This window comes from Pedobacter sp. (genome assembly GCF_045627485.1).
GTDB lineage: Bacteria > Bacteroidota > Bacteroidia > Sphingobacteriales > Sphingobacteriaceae > Pedobacter.
Window position 1 is genome coordinate 1 of the sequence record NZ_JAZQNU010000125.1, and the last position, 15,733, is coordinate 15,733.

Consider the following 15,733-nt stretch of genomic DNA (forward strand, 5'->3'; position numbering starts at 1 on the left):
CGTTATTGTCCTTATCACTAATTTTAATGATTCCCTTACCTAACCGCATGGCAGTCTGTAAAGACTCCAGCAAACGCTTACGATCGTCTGGTTCAATGATAAGGCGGTCAACCACAATTTCAATATCGTGAATCTTGTAACGGTCTACCTGCATTTTCGGCGAGAGGTCCTGAATAACTCCATCGACACGCACTTTCACATAACCTTGCTTACGGATCTGCTCAAAAAGTTCGCGGTAATGTCCTTTACGACCTTTTACTACCGGAGCAAGAATATTCACCGGCATCATGTCGTATTTACTAAAAATAGTATTCAGGATTTGTTCTTCCGTCATTCGCTGCATCTTTTCTCCGGTATTATAAGAGAAGGCTTCAGCAACACGTGCATAAAGCAGACGCATGAAATCGTAGATTTCGGTGATGGTACCAACAGTAGAACGGGGATTTTTACTTGTAGTCTTTTGCTCAATGGCAATAACAGGGCTTAAACCAGATACCTTATCAACATCTGGTCTTTCCATCCCTCCCATAAACTGGCGGGAGTAAGCGGTAAAGGTTTCCATGTAACGACGTTGTCCTTCGGCATAAATTGTGTCGAAAGCAAGTGATGATTTTCCGCTTCCACTTAATCCGGTAACAACAACGAGTTTGTTCCGTGGGAAAGAAACATCTATATTTTTAAGGTTATGTACCCGGGCACCATATACTTCAACATCTTTTTGCTCGCCCAGGTCAACGGTATTTTTACTCATATTATATATAAAAACGCTATAGACTCTTGAATAGAAGCCAGCAAATTTTCAGCCACAAAATTGCTAAAAATTTTATCAAAAATAAAGCCTTTATCCTTAATTCTATAGCGTTTAAAATACTTACTTTGCGTTCATGGCAAGCAGCTCTCTTGGCGCTGTATAACCATAACGGCTAGGGTTTTCCATTATCTGTTTCATGGAAACCAATTTGTAGACATAACCTGCGGTTTCACGATTAAGTTTCATTTTGAAGTAATCGTTTTCTTTTTGTTTCTTTATTTGCTTGCGCATGTGGTTATCGCCCACATTATAGGCTGCTGCTACTAAAGTCCAGTTACCAAATATGCCATACAACTCTTTAATATATTTGCTGGCTGCGATGGTAGATTTACGTAGGTTATTACGTTCATCGACTTTAGAGTTTACTTTTAGGCCATAACTGCGTGCTGTACCTGGCATGAACTGCCAGTAGCCGGCTGCGCCTTTTGGAGACACACCTCCACGCACGCCTGATTCAACTAGAGGCATGTACTTAAAATCTTCAGGGATTCCATATTGTTCAAGAATAGGTTCGATGATTGGGAACCATTCTGCCGCTATGCGATGTAAGCGATTAGTTTGTTGTTTTGCATAGGAGAAGTTACGTAGCGTACTCTTCATTTTCTTCTCTACCTTGTGGTCATCCTGTGGTAGACTTTCATCTGCAAATGTCAACTGAGCCATTAACGAAACAGGCTCTTTTTCTTTCAACGGGGTAATAGTAACGGGTACTGTTTTCTCTTGTTTTACAAGAACTTTTTCTGCTTGGGGCAGATGGTAAGCAAACACTTTTGCCATAACCAATAATGTTAAAATTATCGTACATGTTATTACGTGTTTCTTTATCATTTTCCTCCTTTTTTTGGTTAACAATATTGAACGGCTGCAAATATACGATTTATTTATCTAATTATCAACCCATTACAAAACAAGGCTCCAAAATCGCCGTTTAAGCATACCTCAGGCACGATTTTTATCGGACCTAAAACAGCCAAATTATCCGTTTAAGAATACGTGATTTTTTTGCTAAATTTGCAGCCCGCATACATATGCGGTTAATAGTGAATCATGATTAAAAATAACAACAGGAACAGTCGGGATGACAAGTCCAAATCGGGCAACAGAAGCAGAAGTGGTACAGAAAGCACCTTCAAAGGAAAGAGCAAATTCGGAGAGAAAGACGAGAAGGACAGCTCAAGAGGATACCAGGGTAAAAGTTCTGGACCAAGAGACTTCAAGCCCCGAGAAGAAGGCGCTTCAAGAGGTTACCAGGGCAAAAGTTCTGGACCAAGAGATTTCAAACCAGGAGAAGAAGGTGCGTCAAGAGGCTACCAGGGCAAAAGCTCAGGACCTAGAGACTTCAAACCAAGAGAAAGCAGAGAAGGTGCCTCAAGAGGTTACCAGGGAAAAAGCAGCGAAGCCAGGGATTTCAAACCGAGAACCCCAAGAACAGGTGATAGCGAAGCTCCTAAGTCAAGAGGTTACATCAAAAAAGACAACTTTGCTGCAGGTGCAGAAAAACCTTTCAGAAAGTTTGATGATAAAAAAAGTACCAGCTCGAGAAGTACAGACAGCAGACCTTTCAGAAAACGTGAAGAGGATGGCGAAAGACCAAAGTTTAACACACGTGGCGACAAAAACACCGTTATTCGCAGCAGAAAACCAGCACCTCCAAAAGAGGATGATGGCCTGATTCGTTTAAACCGTTACATTGCCAACTCAGGAATTTGTTCTCGCCGTAAAGCTGATGAGCTCATTGCTGCAGGTGTTGTAAGTGTAAACAACGTGGTTATCTCAGAACTGGGTCATAAAGTAGATCCGGCAAAAGATAGCGTCCGCTATAATGGCGAATTGTTGAAACGCGAAAAGAGAGTATATGTTCTCTTAAACAAACCTAAAGATTATATTACTACTACAGACGATCCTCAGGAAAGACGCACTGTTATGCAATTGGTTGAAAAAGCCAGCAGAGAGCGCATTTATCCGGTTGGACGTTTAGATAGAAACACCACTGGTTTGTTATTAATGACAAACGATGGTGACCTTGCCGACAAACTTTCGCATCCAAGAAACGGAATTACTAAAATATATCAGGTAGAATTAAACAAAAGTTTAAGCCAGGGTGATCTTAATAAGATCCAATTTGGTTTAGAACTGGAAGATGGCTTGATTAAACCAGATAGCGTATCATACGTTGCAGGTGGAAGCAAAAAAGAAATCGGTATTCAGATTCACAGTGGTAAAAATAGAATTGTTCGTCGTATATTCGAACACCTGGGTTATGATGTAGTGAAGCTGGATCGTGTGGTTTATGGCAACCTAACCAAGAAAGACTTACCTCGTGGCAGATGGCGTTACCTGGAAGAACATGAATTGATACAAATCAAACATTTGATTCATTAACCAATTTCACTAATGAAAAAACTCCTCTCACTTTTATCAGGCCTATTACTAAGTTTATCGATGCAAGCACAAACAGCAAATTACAATTTACTGATCGGGACCTACACAAATACAGGTAAAAGTGAGGGGATCTATACCTACCAGTTTAACAGCACAACCGGTGTTGCCGAACTAAAAAGTGTAACGAAGGACATTATAAACCCAAGTTACCTGGCTGTGAGCCCTGATAACAAGGATGTTTATGCAGTTAGCGAATCCGGGAAATCGAGTGCCGATTCAGCCTTCGGTTATGACGCCGCCACAGGGAAACTGAAGCTGCTCAACAAACAGTCGAGTGAGGGTGCTGACCCTTGTTACGTGACTACGGACAAGCACAATGTGATTATTGGTAATTACTCTGGCGGTAGCCTGGCGGTTTACGGTCGTAAAAAAGACGGCTCCCTGACAGAAGCCAAACAAGTGATTCAACACACCGGTAAAAGTATAGACCCGGAAAAAAGGCAGGAAAGTGCACATGTGCACCAGGTAATCTTAAGTCCGGATAAAAAATACCTGATCAGCAATGACCTTGGGGAAGATCATATCTACATTTACAATTACTTTCCTTTAGCAAAAACGCAGGTTCTGACCATTAAAAATGTGATTAAAGTGCCAGCGGGAAGCGGACCAAGACATTTAACCTTCTCTCCTAACGGCAAGTTTGCCTACCTGGCTCATGAATTTACAGGAAAAATTACAGCCTATACTTATGCAGATGGAACGCTAATCCCCATTCAGGAGGTAGGAACCGTAGCAAGCGATTTTAAAGGCAGAATTGACGCCGCTGATATTCACGTATCACAGGATGGCAAATTCCTTTATCAAAGCAACCGTGGTGATGTAAATGAAATATCTGTATTTAGCATTTTACCTACTGGCAGGCTCGCGGTAGCTTCGAAGACAAGCACTTTAGGTGCGGGTCCGAGAAACTTCGCTATTGACCCTAGCGGTAAGTTTCTGCTGGTGGCTAATCAAAGAACGGATGATGTAATCATTTTTAACAGAAATGATGTTACAGGAGCACTAACCGACTCTGGGAATAGAATTAAAGTAGGGTCACCAGTTTGCCTGGTGTTTACCAGCATTAAGTAATTGACTGAACATAAAAAAGGGCAATCTGTAATGGATTGCCCTTTTTTTATGTTTAATCGGTTAACACCTTTTGTTTCTCAATAATGGCATTATAATAATCCACATAAAGTGGCAGAATTTTCTTCAGGTCGAAGTCTTGTGCTCTTTTAAATGCGTTTTCTTTAAACTGGGCCAATACTTCATCATTCTCCAGGATCAGGATGGCTTTCGCCGCCATATCGTCGATATCGCCCACATTACTCATGTAACCGCAATAACCATCAATATTAAGTTCGGGCAAACCACCAGCATTGGAAGTAATAACTGGCACCTTACAGGCCATAGCCTCCAAAGCGGCAAGACCAAAACTTTCTGATTCAGAAGGCATCAGAAATAAATCAGAAACGGACAGGATCTCTTCTACCGCATCTTGTTTTCCTAAAAACCTTACATGTTCTACGATATTAAGGTTTCTGCACAGCTGTTCATTATAGGCACGTTCAGGTCCGTCGCCAACCATCAGCAACTTTGCCGGCACTCTATCCAGAATCTTGTGGAACATTTTAATTACATCCATCGTACGTTTCACTTTCCGAAAATTAGACGTATGGATAAGAATGCGTTCATTATTTGGTGCAATGGCCTTTTTAAAGTGATCTTTAGGCTTCAGGCTAAACCTATCAAAATCGATAAAGTTGGGGATCACCTTGATCTCACCAGTGATATCAAAATGCTTAAGGGTGTCGTCTTTTAAACTCTGCGAAACCGTTGTGATGCCGTCTGATTTGTTTATTGAAAAAGTAACTACTGGTTTATAGGTAGGATCTTTACCTACCAGGGTAATATCTGTTCCATGCAGGGTAGTTACAAAAGGGATGTTTATGCCATAAGTTGCGAGAATCTGTTTCGCCATAAATGCAGCAGAGGCATGTGGTATGGCATAATGCACATGTAGGATGTCTAATTTCTCAAACCTGATTACATCAACCAGTTTACTGGCTAAAGCCGATTCATAAGGGGCATAATCAAATAAAGGGTAGTTTCTGACCGAAACCTCATGGTAAAACAAATTAGAGGAGAAAAAGTCTAAACGTGCGGGTTGACTATAGGTTATAAAATGAACCTGGTGGCCCTGGTCTGCGAGGGCTTTACCCAGTTCGGTAGCCACTACACCGCTACCGCCAAAAGTTGGGTAACAAACTATACCTATTTTCATCGGATGGAAATTATATTTTTATGTGCTGCAAATAACCGTACAAGAATTGAGCTTTGTGTTAAACAATTGCAATTATTTCCGGCACCTTACTTTTTCCTCATTTCTTCCTGAATAACCAGGTAAAGTTCATTTGGACGCTGTGTACCAATAAAATACTCCATGCCATCGCGGTCGGTTAGCACAATAGCGTCTTTGCCGGATGAATAAAACCTCACACTGCCCTTGCGGTGCAGGTTGTAAACAGGATTATTCAGCATAAAACTACTATAAACATCCTTGCGAACGTTGACTATACTATTCAAATCTATGGTGACCTTTTTGGCCGTCCATAGTCCTTCAATAATAACACTTTTATCCTGAACGGTGATTTTATATTGAATAAGAAACAACAATATGATCGAGATACCAATGATGCCGAAGCCCACGATAAGGAATAAATCCTGTGTGTTATCACGGTCACGTTGATAAACATACGCGGCAAAACAAAATGCCGCCATCACCAACCGGATACAGATTCGAATGTAATCACGGCCGATGTATTGTTTTTCCAGATAGGCGTAGTTGTTTCCCATTGTTTAAAGTCAAGTTCGAAGCACTAATATTATCCTGAAGCTAAGATTGTAAAGCTTGTGCTGATTTCAATTCGAATATAGCTACTTTTTTTGTAGTGCTGGTTACTTTGTATCTATTGTCTGTGCGCATGCCAGCAATCCACACAATTTCACCATTACCATTTTCCAATACGGGTACCTGATCTTTAAGCGGAAGCGGCACCTTGGCATCGATCAGGTAATTGCTTAACTTTTTAAAAGTAGTCATCCCCAGTGGGATGAACCGGTCGCCATCTTTCCTGTAACGTAATACCATCGGAAACACCAGCTTCTCTTCGTCAACATAGGCTTTTTGTGGGTCCCTCTCATATTCCAGCGATGTGGTATGCCGGATATGGAGCTGCTGGTGGCCGAGGTTAATGACACTGTCGTCTGCCTCGATTGTACGCAGCCTTGGCAAACCTGCTGATTCCAATTCCGTGATCAGCAATTTTTCGCGGTCTATGGTTGCCCGGTGACTGTTACTGTAAAAAGAAACACCACTCTGTTTAGTGAGTGATTGCAAAATATCTTTAACCACGGGCTCCTGGAAGTGAAAAGGCTTTAGTAATTCAAACAGCAGCAATTGTTGTGGCTGCAGGCATTTAATATCTTCAAGGGCAATGGTGTAACCTACACCTTGTTTATGGATTATTTTAGTCCGGTAGCTTTCTACGACCTGGTTTAATACCATTTCTGTTTCACGGAAACGCTGCATGTTATGTTCAAAGGTCTGCTCGAGATTTGGGTTAATGGCTTGGAGTGCAGGCACTACCTGTAACCTGATTTTATTTCTGGCATACTTGTCGGAAGCATTGGAACCATCCTCTACATATGCGAGCTGTTCTTTTTCTATAATATCATCAATTTCTGCACGGGAAAGAAACAGCAAAGGCCTGATGAGTCGGCCTCTTTTAGGCAGAATACCATGCAAACCGGCAATGCCTGTACCTCGCACTAAATTAAGCAATATGGTTTCTATCGCGTCGTTCTGGTGGTGGGCGACGGCTATGTGATCGTAGTTTTCCTGATCGCAGAGCGTCTCGAACCAGCTATAACGCAGGGTTCTTGCCGCCATTTGCGTAGACACCTGTTGTTGGGCAGCGTACGCCCGCGTATCGAAACGGGCCACATAAAAAGGAACCTCCATGGCCAATGCCAAGTCTTTTACGAAATTTTCATCTCTTTGCGCCTCTCCTTCCCGAAGGTTAAAATTGCAGTGGGCTATGCCGAACTTCAGACCGGCCTGTTTAAAAAGGTGGACCAACAGGACAGAATCCCTTCCCCCACTTACCGCCAGTAGTACCCGGTCTTCTGCCTGAAGCAGGGAATTCTGGATGATAAATTCCTTAAATTTTTGTAGAGGAAACATCTTTCAAAAATATTTAATTTAAAATGGTAAGCAAAGAACTAACTTTGTAATGTGAAGAAACTACACTTATTCGTCTTTTTGCTCTTCTTAATGCCGCTTTTTAGCCTTGCTCAGGAAAGAACCAAGATCTTCCTTGATCGCTTTGAATGGGGTAAGGTAGATAATAAAACGAAAATTTCTTACCTTCGGAAGCCTGTTTTTCGTCATGAAAACGCTATTCTAACCTGCGATAGTGCAGTGTACTATGAAGATAGAAACGTGTTCGAAGCTTTTAACAATGTGCATATTAACCAGGCCGACACCTTAAACATCTATTCAGACCGCCTGAATTATAATGGCAATACTAAATTAGCCCACTTAACCAGTAATGTAAGAATGTTGGACCAGGGATCGGTGTTAACCACTAATGTGTTGGATTATAACCTGGGTACTCGGATAGGCACTTATGTGAATGGTGGAAAAATTGTAAACAAGGATGTTACGCTGACCAGTAAAAACGGTTATTATTTCGCCAATACACGTGATGCCTTTTTTAGGTATAATGTAGTGGTGGTTACTCCGCAAACTACTATAACATCGGATACGCTGCGTTATAATACCTTAACCAACTGGACCTATTTTTATGGCCCTACCAACATAAAAGGGAAAGAAGACAACCTGTATACCGAAAACGGCGCCTATAATACGAAGACAGAATATGCCTATTTCGGCAAGAAAAACCTGTATACCTCTGGTAGTAAAAGCTTAAAAGGTGACAGCTTATACTATGATGGTGTAGCTGGTTATGGAAAAGCGGTTAGAAACATTGTGTTCCGTGATACCACCGACAAAACATCGATGTATGGGCAGCTAGGTTATTATTATAAGGCCGACCAGCGAACGGTAGTTACCAAAAATGCTTACGTAGGTTTAGGTACAAACGACTCCCTGCTGGTTAACGGCACCAAGCAACCTGACAGCTTATGGTTGGGCGCCGATACGCTCGAAACGAGGATTGTGCTGGAGAAGACGCTAAAACTGTTACCCCTGCCCATCATCACTAAGGATAATGAGGTGGATTCGGAAGATGCAGCGGTGCGTGGCGCCAACGTGCGGGCATCTAACGCAGCGGCCGAAGCAAAACTTACTGATAGTTTAGGCAAGATTGACCCGAAGAAGGTCACCGTAAATAGAGACAGCTTAAATACCGATAGCGGAAAGCAGCAGCTGGCCGCTAAAATACCCCCCACGATTATAAAAGATAGCCTCACCGCTGACACCCTTAAAAAGGTGGTGCAAAATGAGGCTGTTGGTAAAGTAGACAGCCTGCAGAAAAAAATAGCGCCAAAACCCCTGGTAAAGGCCAAAGATTCAGCCCTGGTTAAAACTACGGGCAAAACGACAGCCCAGCTAAAGGATACCGTGATTAATGCCGCTGACACCGTGAAAGCCAGGGTAATTAAAGCATACCATAATGTGAAGGTGTTTAAATCGAATTTACAAGCCAGGGCCGACTCCCTGTTTTATACCAGTGCCGACTCTACTCTGCGGTGGTATGACAACCCAATTTTATGGGCTGAAGGATCACAACAGACCGGTGACACGATCTACCTGCAGCTGCGTAATAAAAAGATTAATTCAGTACAGGTGATACAAAACGCCTTTACGGCCAATGTGTATAAAGATTCGACACGATTTAACCAGATTAAGGGTAAACTGATGACCGGCTTTTTCACAGATGGCAAGCTCAACCGCCTTTACGTTGATGGTAACGCAGAAAGCGTGTATTTTACCAAGACAGATTCAGGTGATTACAAGGAAATGAACCGCACCATTAGCAGCAGGATCAAAATCATCTTTAAAAATGATGAAATTAGTGAAATTGTGCCAATAAAAGATGTTGAGGGGTCCGTAACTCCCATCCAGGATGTAAAAGGAGAAGTGATACTTACTGGTTTTGTCTGGAAGCCTGAATTGAGGCCAAAGTCGAAGTTAGATATCACAAACCCTAAATTACCGGCTAAGCCAAAAGCAGTGACCACAACAGCTGTTAAAACAAGCGGTAGCCCTCCGGTAAAAAAGCCCGCGGTGAAGCCTACTCCGCTGCCGTCTTTAAAAAAGAAATAAGTTTTCTCATAGCCTGTGCACGGTGACTAATTTCGTTTTTCTGCGCCATTGACATCTCTGCAAAAGTTATGTCGTACCCATCAGGTACAAATATAGGGTCATAACCAAAACCTGCTGCTCCTGAAGGTTGCTCAGTGATTGTTCCATTGATTACGCCCTCAAAAAAATAATGTTGATTCTGCTGCACCAGGGATATTAAGGTTTTAAACCGTGCTTTTCTATTTGACTGACCCTCCATATTTTTTAACAGGAGTTCCAGGTTTTCACGGTCGCCTCTTTTCCCGGCATAACGGGCAGAGTATATACCAGGATCATTATTCAAGGCCTGGACCTCCAACCCACTGTCGTCGGCAAAGCAGTCCATATGATAATGTGTTTCAACAAAGCTGGTTTTTAATCTTGCATTTTCAGCAAAGGTATTTCCTGTTTCGGGAATGTCGGTTTCACAACCAATGTCTTTAAGGTTTAAAACCTGATATTGGCCAGCTAAAAGCTGCCTTACTTCTTCAGTTTTATGGGCGTTGTTTGTTGCAAAAACGAGTTCTCTCATGATAGGTTTAGTTGCTGCAGGCTTTTCCACAGCAGTTTTTTACTGTTTAGGTCTTCATCCAGCCCCTTTAGGGTGAGCGAGAATATGGCATTCGCATTTTCCAGGTTTACCAGTACCTGTAAAGGTTGATTGCCAAGGTTTAAGGCAGTAGCAGGCACACCAAAGGAAATTAACAGCTGTGGCTGAAAATGCGATTGTAATTTATCAAAATGAAGATTAGGGTAAGCAGCGTAGTTTACAACAGCAACATCATTGGGGTCAAGCTTAATGGCCTTCACAATATTCCAAAGTAAGGGCACACCGGCACTTATACTTTCGGGATACTCATCGGCATTCACCAGGATTAGAATATGTTTGGCATTCCGACCAACATAACTGATTTCTTCTACCTGCTTTTCTATCGTATCCCCATAATTTGTTTCAATTAAATCACCGCTTGCTTTTTGATCTTTCACGGCTGGAAGCACCTCATTGGGCACCAGGAAGATATCTTCAGTAAAGAACAATTTTAACGCTTCTGTATCCCGGGTAATTTGCTCGGCCATTCCTTTCTTTCTTTGGGGCATGAATATTCTGTTAAAATTAGTTAAATATCTTATTAAAGCACCTTTATTTATTACTTTTATACCCTAAAACCATAGTAGGCAGACGCCGGGTTTAAAGCAAAGGCCTTTAAATCTATTAAATATGATTAGATTTGCAACGCTAATTAACGGAACGAAATAGAATGAAAAAAATGTTATTGTTGGCAGGCAGTTTACTCTGCTTGTTTATGAATGTACAGGCGCAAAAAACTACCATCGATAAAGTTGTGGCCGTATTAGGTAACAATGTTATCCTGTTATCTGATTTAAACCAACAGTACGCTCAATATTTAAACTCTGGAAACCCTAATAACGAATCTGTAAAGTGCTACATCTTACAGCAGATGCTGGTACAAAAACTGTTGAAACAACAAGCAGAAATTGACTCTGTTATTGTTGACGACAACCAGGTTGATGATGAAGTAGACAGAAGAATGCGTACCAGTATCCAACGTGCAGGTGGACAAGACCGCTTGGAGCAATTTCTTAACAAGTCGATTTTGCAATATAAAGATGAAATCAGACCAGATATTAAGGACGCTTTAATTGCCAATAAAATGCAGGGCGAGATTACAGGAAAAGTAACCATTACACCATTAGAGGTTAAGAGATACTTTGAATCGTACCCAAAAGACAGTTTACCGGATATTACTACAGAATTAGAAATTGGTGAGATTGTTTTGCAACCTGAACTAACGAAGGAAGAAAAACAAAAATACTACGATAAGCTTGATGCGATCCGCTTAAGGGTTAAAAGTGGTGAGGACTTTGGCTTTTTAGCTAAAACTTATTCTGAAGATCCTGGATCTTCTCCTGATGGTGGTGATTTAGGCTTTTTCGACCGTACCCAAATGGCGAAAGAATTTACGGCCTGGGCTTTTAAATTAAAAGCAGGTGAAGTATCTCCGGTATTTGAAACAGAGTTTGGTTACCATATACTACAAGTAATTGAACGTCGTGGAGAGCAGGTACATGCACGCCATATTTTGATTCGTCCAATTACGACTCCTCAAAGCATTGAACGCACTAAACTTCATGCGGATAGTATTTACCAGAACATCTTAAACAAAAAGATATCTTTCTCTGCTGCTGCTTCGAAATACTCGAGCAACAAGGAAACAAAATACAATGGTGGGATGATGTTATATGCGGATAACGTTACGGCACGTACCACATTTATTCCTGCAGATAAAGTTGATCCGAAAATATTTATGGTAGTTGACACCATGCAGGTTGGTAATGTATCGCAACCGGTATTAATAACTGAACCTGACGGAAAAGAAGTCTATAAAATACTAATGCTTAAATCAAAAATCCCACCTCACAAGGGGAACCTGGATCAGGATTATGCCAAATTTAAAGAGAAAGCCTTAGAACAGAAAATGGATAGGATCCTTAGCGAATGGTTCCAGAAACGTCGTGAAAGCACTTACATTAAGATCGATCCGGAGTTTAATACCTGCGAAGAATTACAGATTTGGACCAAACCAGAAAATACGAAGTAAGGATTAAACGAATTAGAAATGGCCGTATCTCGATAAGTGATGCGGCCATTTCCGTTTAATAATATTTATAACGGCTTTTCGCTTCTTAGTCTAAATGAAGAAGTAAGTTAGGATAATCTGTAACCACCCCATCAACGCCAAGGGCCAGCAGGTATTTAAGCTCTTTAACAGAATTAACAGTCCAAGGTATAACTTTAACCCCCGCCTCATGTGCACGATCAACCAATCCCTTTCCCACTAAAACATGGTAAGGACTATAATAAGTTGGCGTAAAACCCAGAAGGTTAAGGCTGACTTCGAAATTCTGCTTTTCATCAACCAAAAGCGAGGTTTTAATCTTCGGATACTTCTCATTCAAGTATTGTAAAGGACGCACGTCAAGGGATTGTATAATCACCCTTTTGGAGAGCTTCCTTTCTTCAACAATAGCCATAATTAGCTCAATAGCTACTGCAGCGTCTGGCTGGAAAGTACCATCGCCTTTGCGAATGAAAGCTGTTTCGATGTTATAGATTGGCTTTTTAAGTTTGTTCTGCTTTACATGGGCCTCAACAGCATCAATCACGTCCGTAAGCAATGGTTTGGAAACTTTCATTTTCACTTGACCAGGGAACCGCCTATGCACTTTCATGCCGACATCGTACTTTTTGATCTCGTCATAGTCCATTTTATACATGTTGTATTTTTTCTCATCTTTAAACGTGATGGCTTTACCATCAGGACGAGTGCTGATTTCATGGTTAAAATAAGGTTCATGCGACAAAACAACCTGGCTGTCCTTAGACACCACAACATCCATATCCAGTACGTTAACACCAAGGTCAAGTGCTTTAATCATTGCAGGAATAGTATTTTCCGGCATGATGCCCCTGGCGCCCTGGTGGCCTAACAACATGAATTTCTTTTGCGCCTGTACCTGTAATCCCAGAAAAAATAATGTAATAAGTAAAGTTTGTTTCATTTTATTGTGTTTATAAGTTGGACTCTTAAGTTTGTTCTATGTTTTAAGAGGATACTTAGGTAAACGATGATTGGACTGGCATGTTATAACAAAGGCCCCTTAATTTAGTTAAGAAGCCTTTATCATTATTTTTATAGCAGGGCTTTTCCTCCTGCTTCTTCACCTGTAGCCTTACTAACGCTCGGCAGGTGTGTAGATTTGAAAAATCAGGTTCCAGTTATGATCAGGCTGGCGTTCATAAACAAATACATAGTTAAAGCTTTCTCTTAAGTCGGCTTTATAATCAACCGTAGCCACACCAGTAGTATAGGCAAGATCGCCACCTAAAGCCTTTTCTATTTTGTTGGTTTTCAAGTTCATTTTATTCACCATACTGTTATAGAAGGCAATGATTTTCTCTTTCCCAATAATTGGCTCGTGACCAGGAAAAATTAAACGTGCATCAGGATTGACGAAACCAGCAAAAGCCGCACCTCCGTAAGATTTAAGCGTCGCATTTAAAGTCTTTTCTGTAGTGTTAATGATGTCTTTACCTGCAGCTACCTGTTTTTCTGTATTAAACTTAGGTTTAAAAAAACCTGCAGGTTCGATGTATTGATTTTGCACCTTGTTTAGTGGCTTATTATGCATGGAACCAATGTCTAAAGCCAGCACCCATTTACCATTTAAATCTTTCCATATCGATAGGTATTGCCCATATGATTTTTCCTTGGCATCTAATTCGAAAGAACCTGAAGTAAAACCCCAGTCGCCACTTTTAGAAACCCTGGCATAAGTTGGCGTCCAACTTAAGGTTTTAATGTTTTCCTGGTTAGCATAATAGGTCTTCACATTCTCTGGGTTTGGCCTGAACACCAAAGCATCAGATGCAGCGAAATCCATAAATGCAGACCTCTCGCCATTCTTTGCGGCACGGGCAGCAAATTCTTTATCTGCATTCACCAACGATTTTGTGGTGCCATCAGATTTTTGCGCATAAGCTCCAAGAGAGATGGAAGCCGCGACAACGGTATATAGAAATTTCTTTGTCATCATGATAAAAATGTATGCTAATATAAGATTTATATTTTACTCCAATTAGTGCCTTCTTTACTATCTTTTAGCTGAATACCCATTTGTTGTAATCCTACTCTTATTTTATCAGACGTTGCGTAATCTTTATTTTCTTTAGCGGTTTTACGGATATCTATAACCATTTCTAATACGGCGTTTAATTCGGCATTTGAACTATCTTCGTCTTTTAAACCGAAGATTTCGAATACGAAGTCCTGCATCAACTGTTTTAGCTTCTCCAGCTCATCCTTATCAACGGTGGTCTTCCCATCATAAACGCTATTAATAATTCTGACAGCTTCAAACAATTCGGCAATTACTACCGGACTATTGAAATCGTCATCCATTGCTTTGATACAGTTTTTTGTAATGTCATCAATGCCAATATTTCCAGTAACTGTAGGCACCAGTTTATCCAGCAAGTTTACTGCGTTCATTAAACGCCTGAAACCTTTCTCCGAAGCGTCGAGGGCCTCATTAGAAAAATCAAGTGTACTGCGGTAATGCGCTTGTAGCATAAAAAACTTAACGGTCATCGGGCTGAACCCTTTAACCAGTAAAGGGTGCTTACCTGTGAACAATTCGTGCGGAAGAAAACCATTACCTGCACTCTTCGACATCCTTGCGCCGTTAACCGTAAGCATATTGGTATGCATCCAGTAACGGGCAGGCTGAACGTGATTACATGCTTCAGACTGTGCAATTTCGTTAGTATGGTGTGTTGCTGCCAAGTCCATACCACCGCCATGGATATCAAACTCCTGACCAAGGTATTTGGCACTCATTGCCGAACATTCGATATGCCAGCCAGGGAAACCAACTCCCCAGGGTGATACCCATTTCATCAGGGTTTCAGGCTTGGCTTTTATCCATAAAGCGAAATCCAGACGACCACGTTTTTGGTCCTGACCTCCCAGTTCCCGAGTATTGGCCAACATATCCTCGAGGTTACGGTTGGTTAATATGGTGTAATTATAGGTTTTGCTATACTTATCAACATCGAAATACACAGTTCCATCTGCTTCATATGCATAACCATTCGCTATGATCTCTTTAATCATCTCAATCTGTTCGATGATGTGACCGGTTGCCGTTGGTTCTATGCTTGGTGGAAGGGTGTTAAACAACCGTAGTACCTCATGAAAACCCAAGGTATATTTCTGTACAATTTCCATCGGTTCTAGCTGTTCAAGCTTGGCCCTTTTGGCAAATTTATCATCACCTTCATCACGGTCGCCTTCAAGGTGACCGGCATCAGTGATATTGCGTACATAGCGCACTTTATAACCACTATATTTGAGGTAGCGAAAGATTAAGTCAAAGGAGATAAACGTACGGCAATTGCCAAGATGCACATCACTGTACACTGTTGGACCACACACATACATACCCACATTAGGCGGGTTTATGGGGATAAATACTTCTTTTTTTCGGGTAAGCGTATTATATAATTTAAGGCCTGTTTTCATATATATTGGAACTTGAGCATTGCA

Annotated in this window: 13 protein-coding genes and 1 pseudogene; 4 read left to right on the forward strand and 10 right to left on the reverse strand. The window is 41.2% G+C overall.

Features of this window, described 5'->3' with window-relative positions; genetic code table 11:
- A pseudogene (locus ACR2F3_RS09505) lies at positions 1-751 on the reverse strand (excinuclease ABC subunit UvrA); the annotation flags it as partial.
- A 120-nt stretch (positions 752-871) separates the two neighbouring features.
- Complete coding sequence (locus ACR2F3_RS09510) at positions 872-1,588, reverse strand: lytic transglycosylase domain-containing protein (RefSeq protein WP_432709744.1); 717 nt, start codon at positions 1,586-1,588, stop codon at positions 872-874.
- A gap of 270 nt (positions 1,589-1,858) precedes the next feature.
- On the opposite strand from ACR2F3_RS09510, the gene ACR2F3_RS09515 reads away from it, so the two are divergent.
- Positions 1,859-3,193: a pseudouridine synthase gene (locus tag ACR2F3_RS09515; protein ID WP_432709745.1), complete on the forward strand. Its 1,335-nt coding sequence runs from the start codon at positions 1,859-1,861 to the stop codon at positions 3,191-3,193.
- Positions 3,194-3,205: 12 nt separating this feature from the next.
- Complete coding sequence (locus ACR2F3_RS09520) at positions 3,206-4,324, forward strand: lactonase family protein (RefSeq protein WP_432709746.1); 1,119 nt, start codon at positions 3,206-3,208, stop codon at positions 4,322-4,324.
- A 52-nt stretch (positions 4,325-4,376) separates the two neighbouring features.
- Here the strand turns inward: ACR2F3_RS09520 and bshA are convergent, their stop codons facing one another.
- The 3 genes from bshA to tilS all read right to left on the reverse strand — a co-directional run bounded on the left by bshA (position 4,377) and on the right by tilS (position 7,481).
- A complete protein-coding gene (bshA, locus tag ACR2F3_RS09525; RefSeq protein ID WP_432709747.1) occupies positions 4,377-5,519 on the reverse strand; it encodes an N-acetyl-alpha-D-glucosaminyl L-malate synthase BshA in 1,143 nt (380 codons plus the stop codon).
- 86 nt (positions 5,520-5,605) lie between these two features.
- On the reverse strand, positions 5,606-6,091 hold the full coding sequence (locus ACR2F3_RS09530; protein ID WP_432709748.1) for a hypothetical protein: 486 nt from the start codon (positions 6,089-6,091) through the stop codon (positions 5,606-5,608).
- Between the two features lie 40 nt (positions 6,092-6,131).
- A complete protein-coding gene (gene tilS, locus ACR2F3_RS09535) occupies positions 6,132-7,481 on the reverse strand; it encodes a tRNA lysidine(34) synthetase TilS (RefSeq protein ID WP_432709749.1) in 1,350 nt (449 codons plus the stop codon).
- A 51-nt stretch (positions 7,482-7,532) separates the two neighbouring features.
- Here tilS and ACR2F3_RS09540 point away from each other — a divergent pair, with 51 nt between their 5' ends.
- A complete protein-coding gene (locus tag ACR2F3_RS09540) occupies positions 7,533-9,587 on the forward strand; it encodes an OstA-like protein (protein WP_432709750.1) in 2,055 nt (684 codons plus the stop codon).
- On the opposite strand, the gene ACR2F3_RS09545 is transcribed toward ACR2F3_RS09540, so the two are convergent.
- Together ACR2F3_RS09545 and ACR2F3_RS09550 are read right to left on the reverse strand one after the other, a co-directional pair.
- Entirely contained in the window at positions 9,556-10,137 is a 582-nt protein-coding gene (locus tag ACR2F3_RS09545; RefSeq protein WP_432709751.1) for a non-canonical purine NTP diphosphatase, read from the reverse strand. The genes ACR2F3_RS09540 and ACR2F3_RS09545 overlap by 32 nt on opposite strands.
- Positions 10,134-10,703, reverse strand: coding sequence for a hypothetical protein (locus ACR2F3_RS09550; RefSeq protein WP_432709752.1), 570 nt, complete (start codon positions 10,701-10,703; stop codon positions 10,134-10,136). The genes ACR2F3_RS09545 and ACR2F3_RS09550 overlap by 4 nt, the downstream gene beginning before the upstream one ends.
- A gap of 161 nt (positions 10,704-10,864) precedes the next feature.
- Here ACR2F3_RS09550 and ACR2F3_RS09555 point away from each other — a divergent pair, with 161 nt between their 5' ends.
- Positions 10,865-12,226, forward strand: a complete 1,362-nt coding sequence (locus ACR2F3_RS09555) for a peptidylprolyl isomerase (RefSeq protein WP_432709753.1) — start codon at positions 10,865-10,867, stop codon at positions 12,224-12,226.
- 85 nt (positions 12,227-12,311) lie between these two features.
- On the opposite strand, the gene ACR2F3_RS09560 is transcribed toward ACR2F3_RS09555, so the two are convergent.
- The 3 genes from ACR2F3_RS09560 to cysS form a co-directional block, all read right to left on the reverse strand.
- Positions 12,312-13,187: a glycerophosphodiester phosphodiesterase family protein gene (locus tag ACR2F3_RS09560; RefSeq protein ID WP_432709754.1), complete on the reverse strand. Its 876-nt coding sequence runs from the start codon at positions 13,185-13,187 to the stop codon at positions 12,312-12,314.
- 174 nt (positions 13,188-13,361) lie between these two features.
- Positions 13,362-14,222: a YybH family protein gene (locus ACR2F3_RS09565; protein WP_432709755.1), complete on the reverse strand. Its 861-nt coding sequence runs from the start codon at positions 14,220-14,222 to the stop codon at positions 13,362-13,364.
- A 26-nt stretch (positions 14,223-14,248) separates the two neighbouring features.
- The gene (gene cysS / locus ACR2F3_RS09570; protein ID WP_432709756.1) at positions 14,249-15,709 is read right to left on the reverse strand and encodes a cysteine--tRNA ligase; all 1,461 of its coding nucleotides are present in this window, start codon (positions 15,707-15,709) and stop codon (positions 14,249-14,251) included.
- Positions 15,710-15,733: the final 24 nt, after the last annotated feature.

Coding starts and splice junctions, on each gene's coding strand:
- ACR2F3_RS09510 (WP_432709744.1), bottom strand. CDS start 1,588: ATGGCAAAAGTGTTTGCTTACCATCTGCCCCAAGCAGAAAAAGTTCTT.
- ACR2F3_RS09515 (WP_432709745.1), top strand. CDS start 1,859: ATGATTAAAAATAACAACAGGAACAGTCGGGATGACAAGTCCAAATCG.
- ACR2F3_RS09520 (WP_432709746.1), top strand. CDS start 3,206: ATGAAAAAACTCCTCTCACTTTTATCAGGCCTATTACTAAGTTTATCG.
- bshA (WP_432709747.1), bottom strand. CDS start 5,519: ATGAAAATAGGTATAGTTTGTTACCCAACTTTTGGCGGTAGCGGTGTA.
- ACR2F3_RS09530 (WP_432709748.1), bottom strand. CDS start 6,091: ATGGGAAACAACTACGCCTATCTGGAAAAACAATACATCGGCCGTGAT.
- tilS (WP_432709749.1), bottom strand. CDS start 7,481: ATGTTTCCTCTACAAAAATTTAAGGAATTTATCATCCAGAATTCCCTG.
- ACR2F3_RS09545 (WP_432709751.1), bottom strand. CDS start 10,137: ATGAGAGAACTCGTTTTTGCAACAAACAACGCCCATAAAACTGAAGAA.
- ACR2F3_RS09550 (WP_432709752.1), bottom strand. CDS start 10,703: ATGCCCCAAAGAAAGAAAGGAATGGCCGAGCAAATTACCCGGGATACA.
- ACR2F3_RS09555 (WP_432709753.1), top strand. CDS start 10,865: ATGAAAAAAATGTTATTGTTGGCAGGCAGTTTACTCTGCTTGTTTATG.
- ACR2F3_RS09560 (WP_432709754.1), bottom strand. CDS start 13,187: ATGAAACAAACTTTACTTATTACATTATTTTTTCTGGGATTACAGGTA.
- ACR2F3_RS09565 (WP_432709755.1), bottom strand. CDS start 14,222: ATGATGACAAAGAAATTTCTATATACCGTTGTCGCGGCTTCCATCTCT.
- cysS (WP_432709756.1), bottom strand. CDS start 15,709: ATGAAAACAGGCCTTAAATTATATAATACGCTTACCCGAAAAAAAGAA.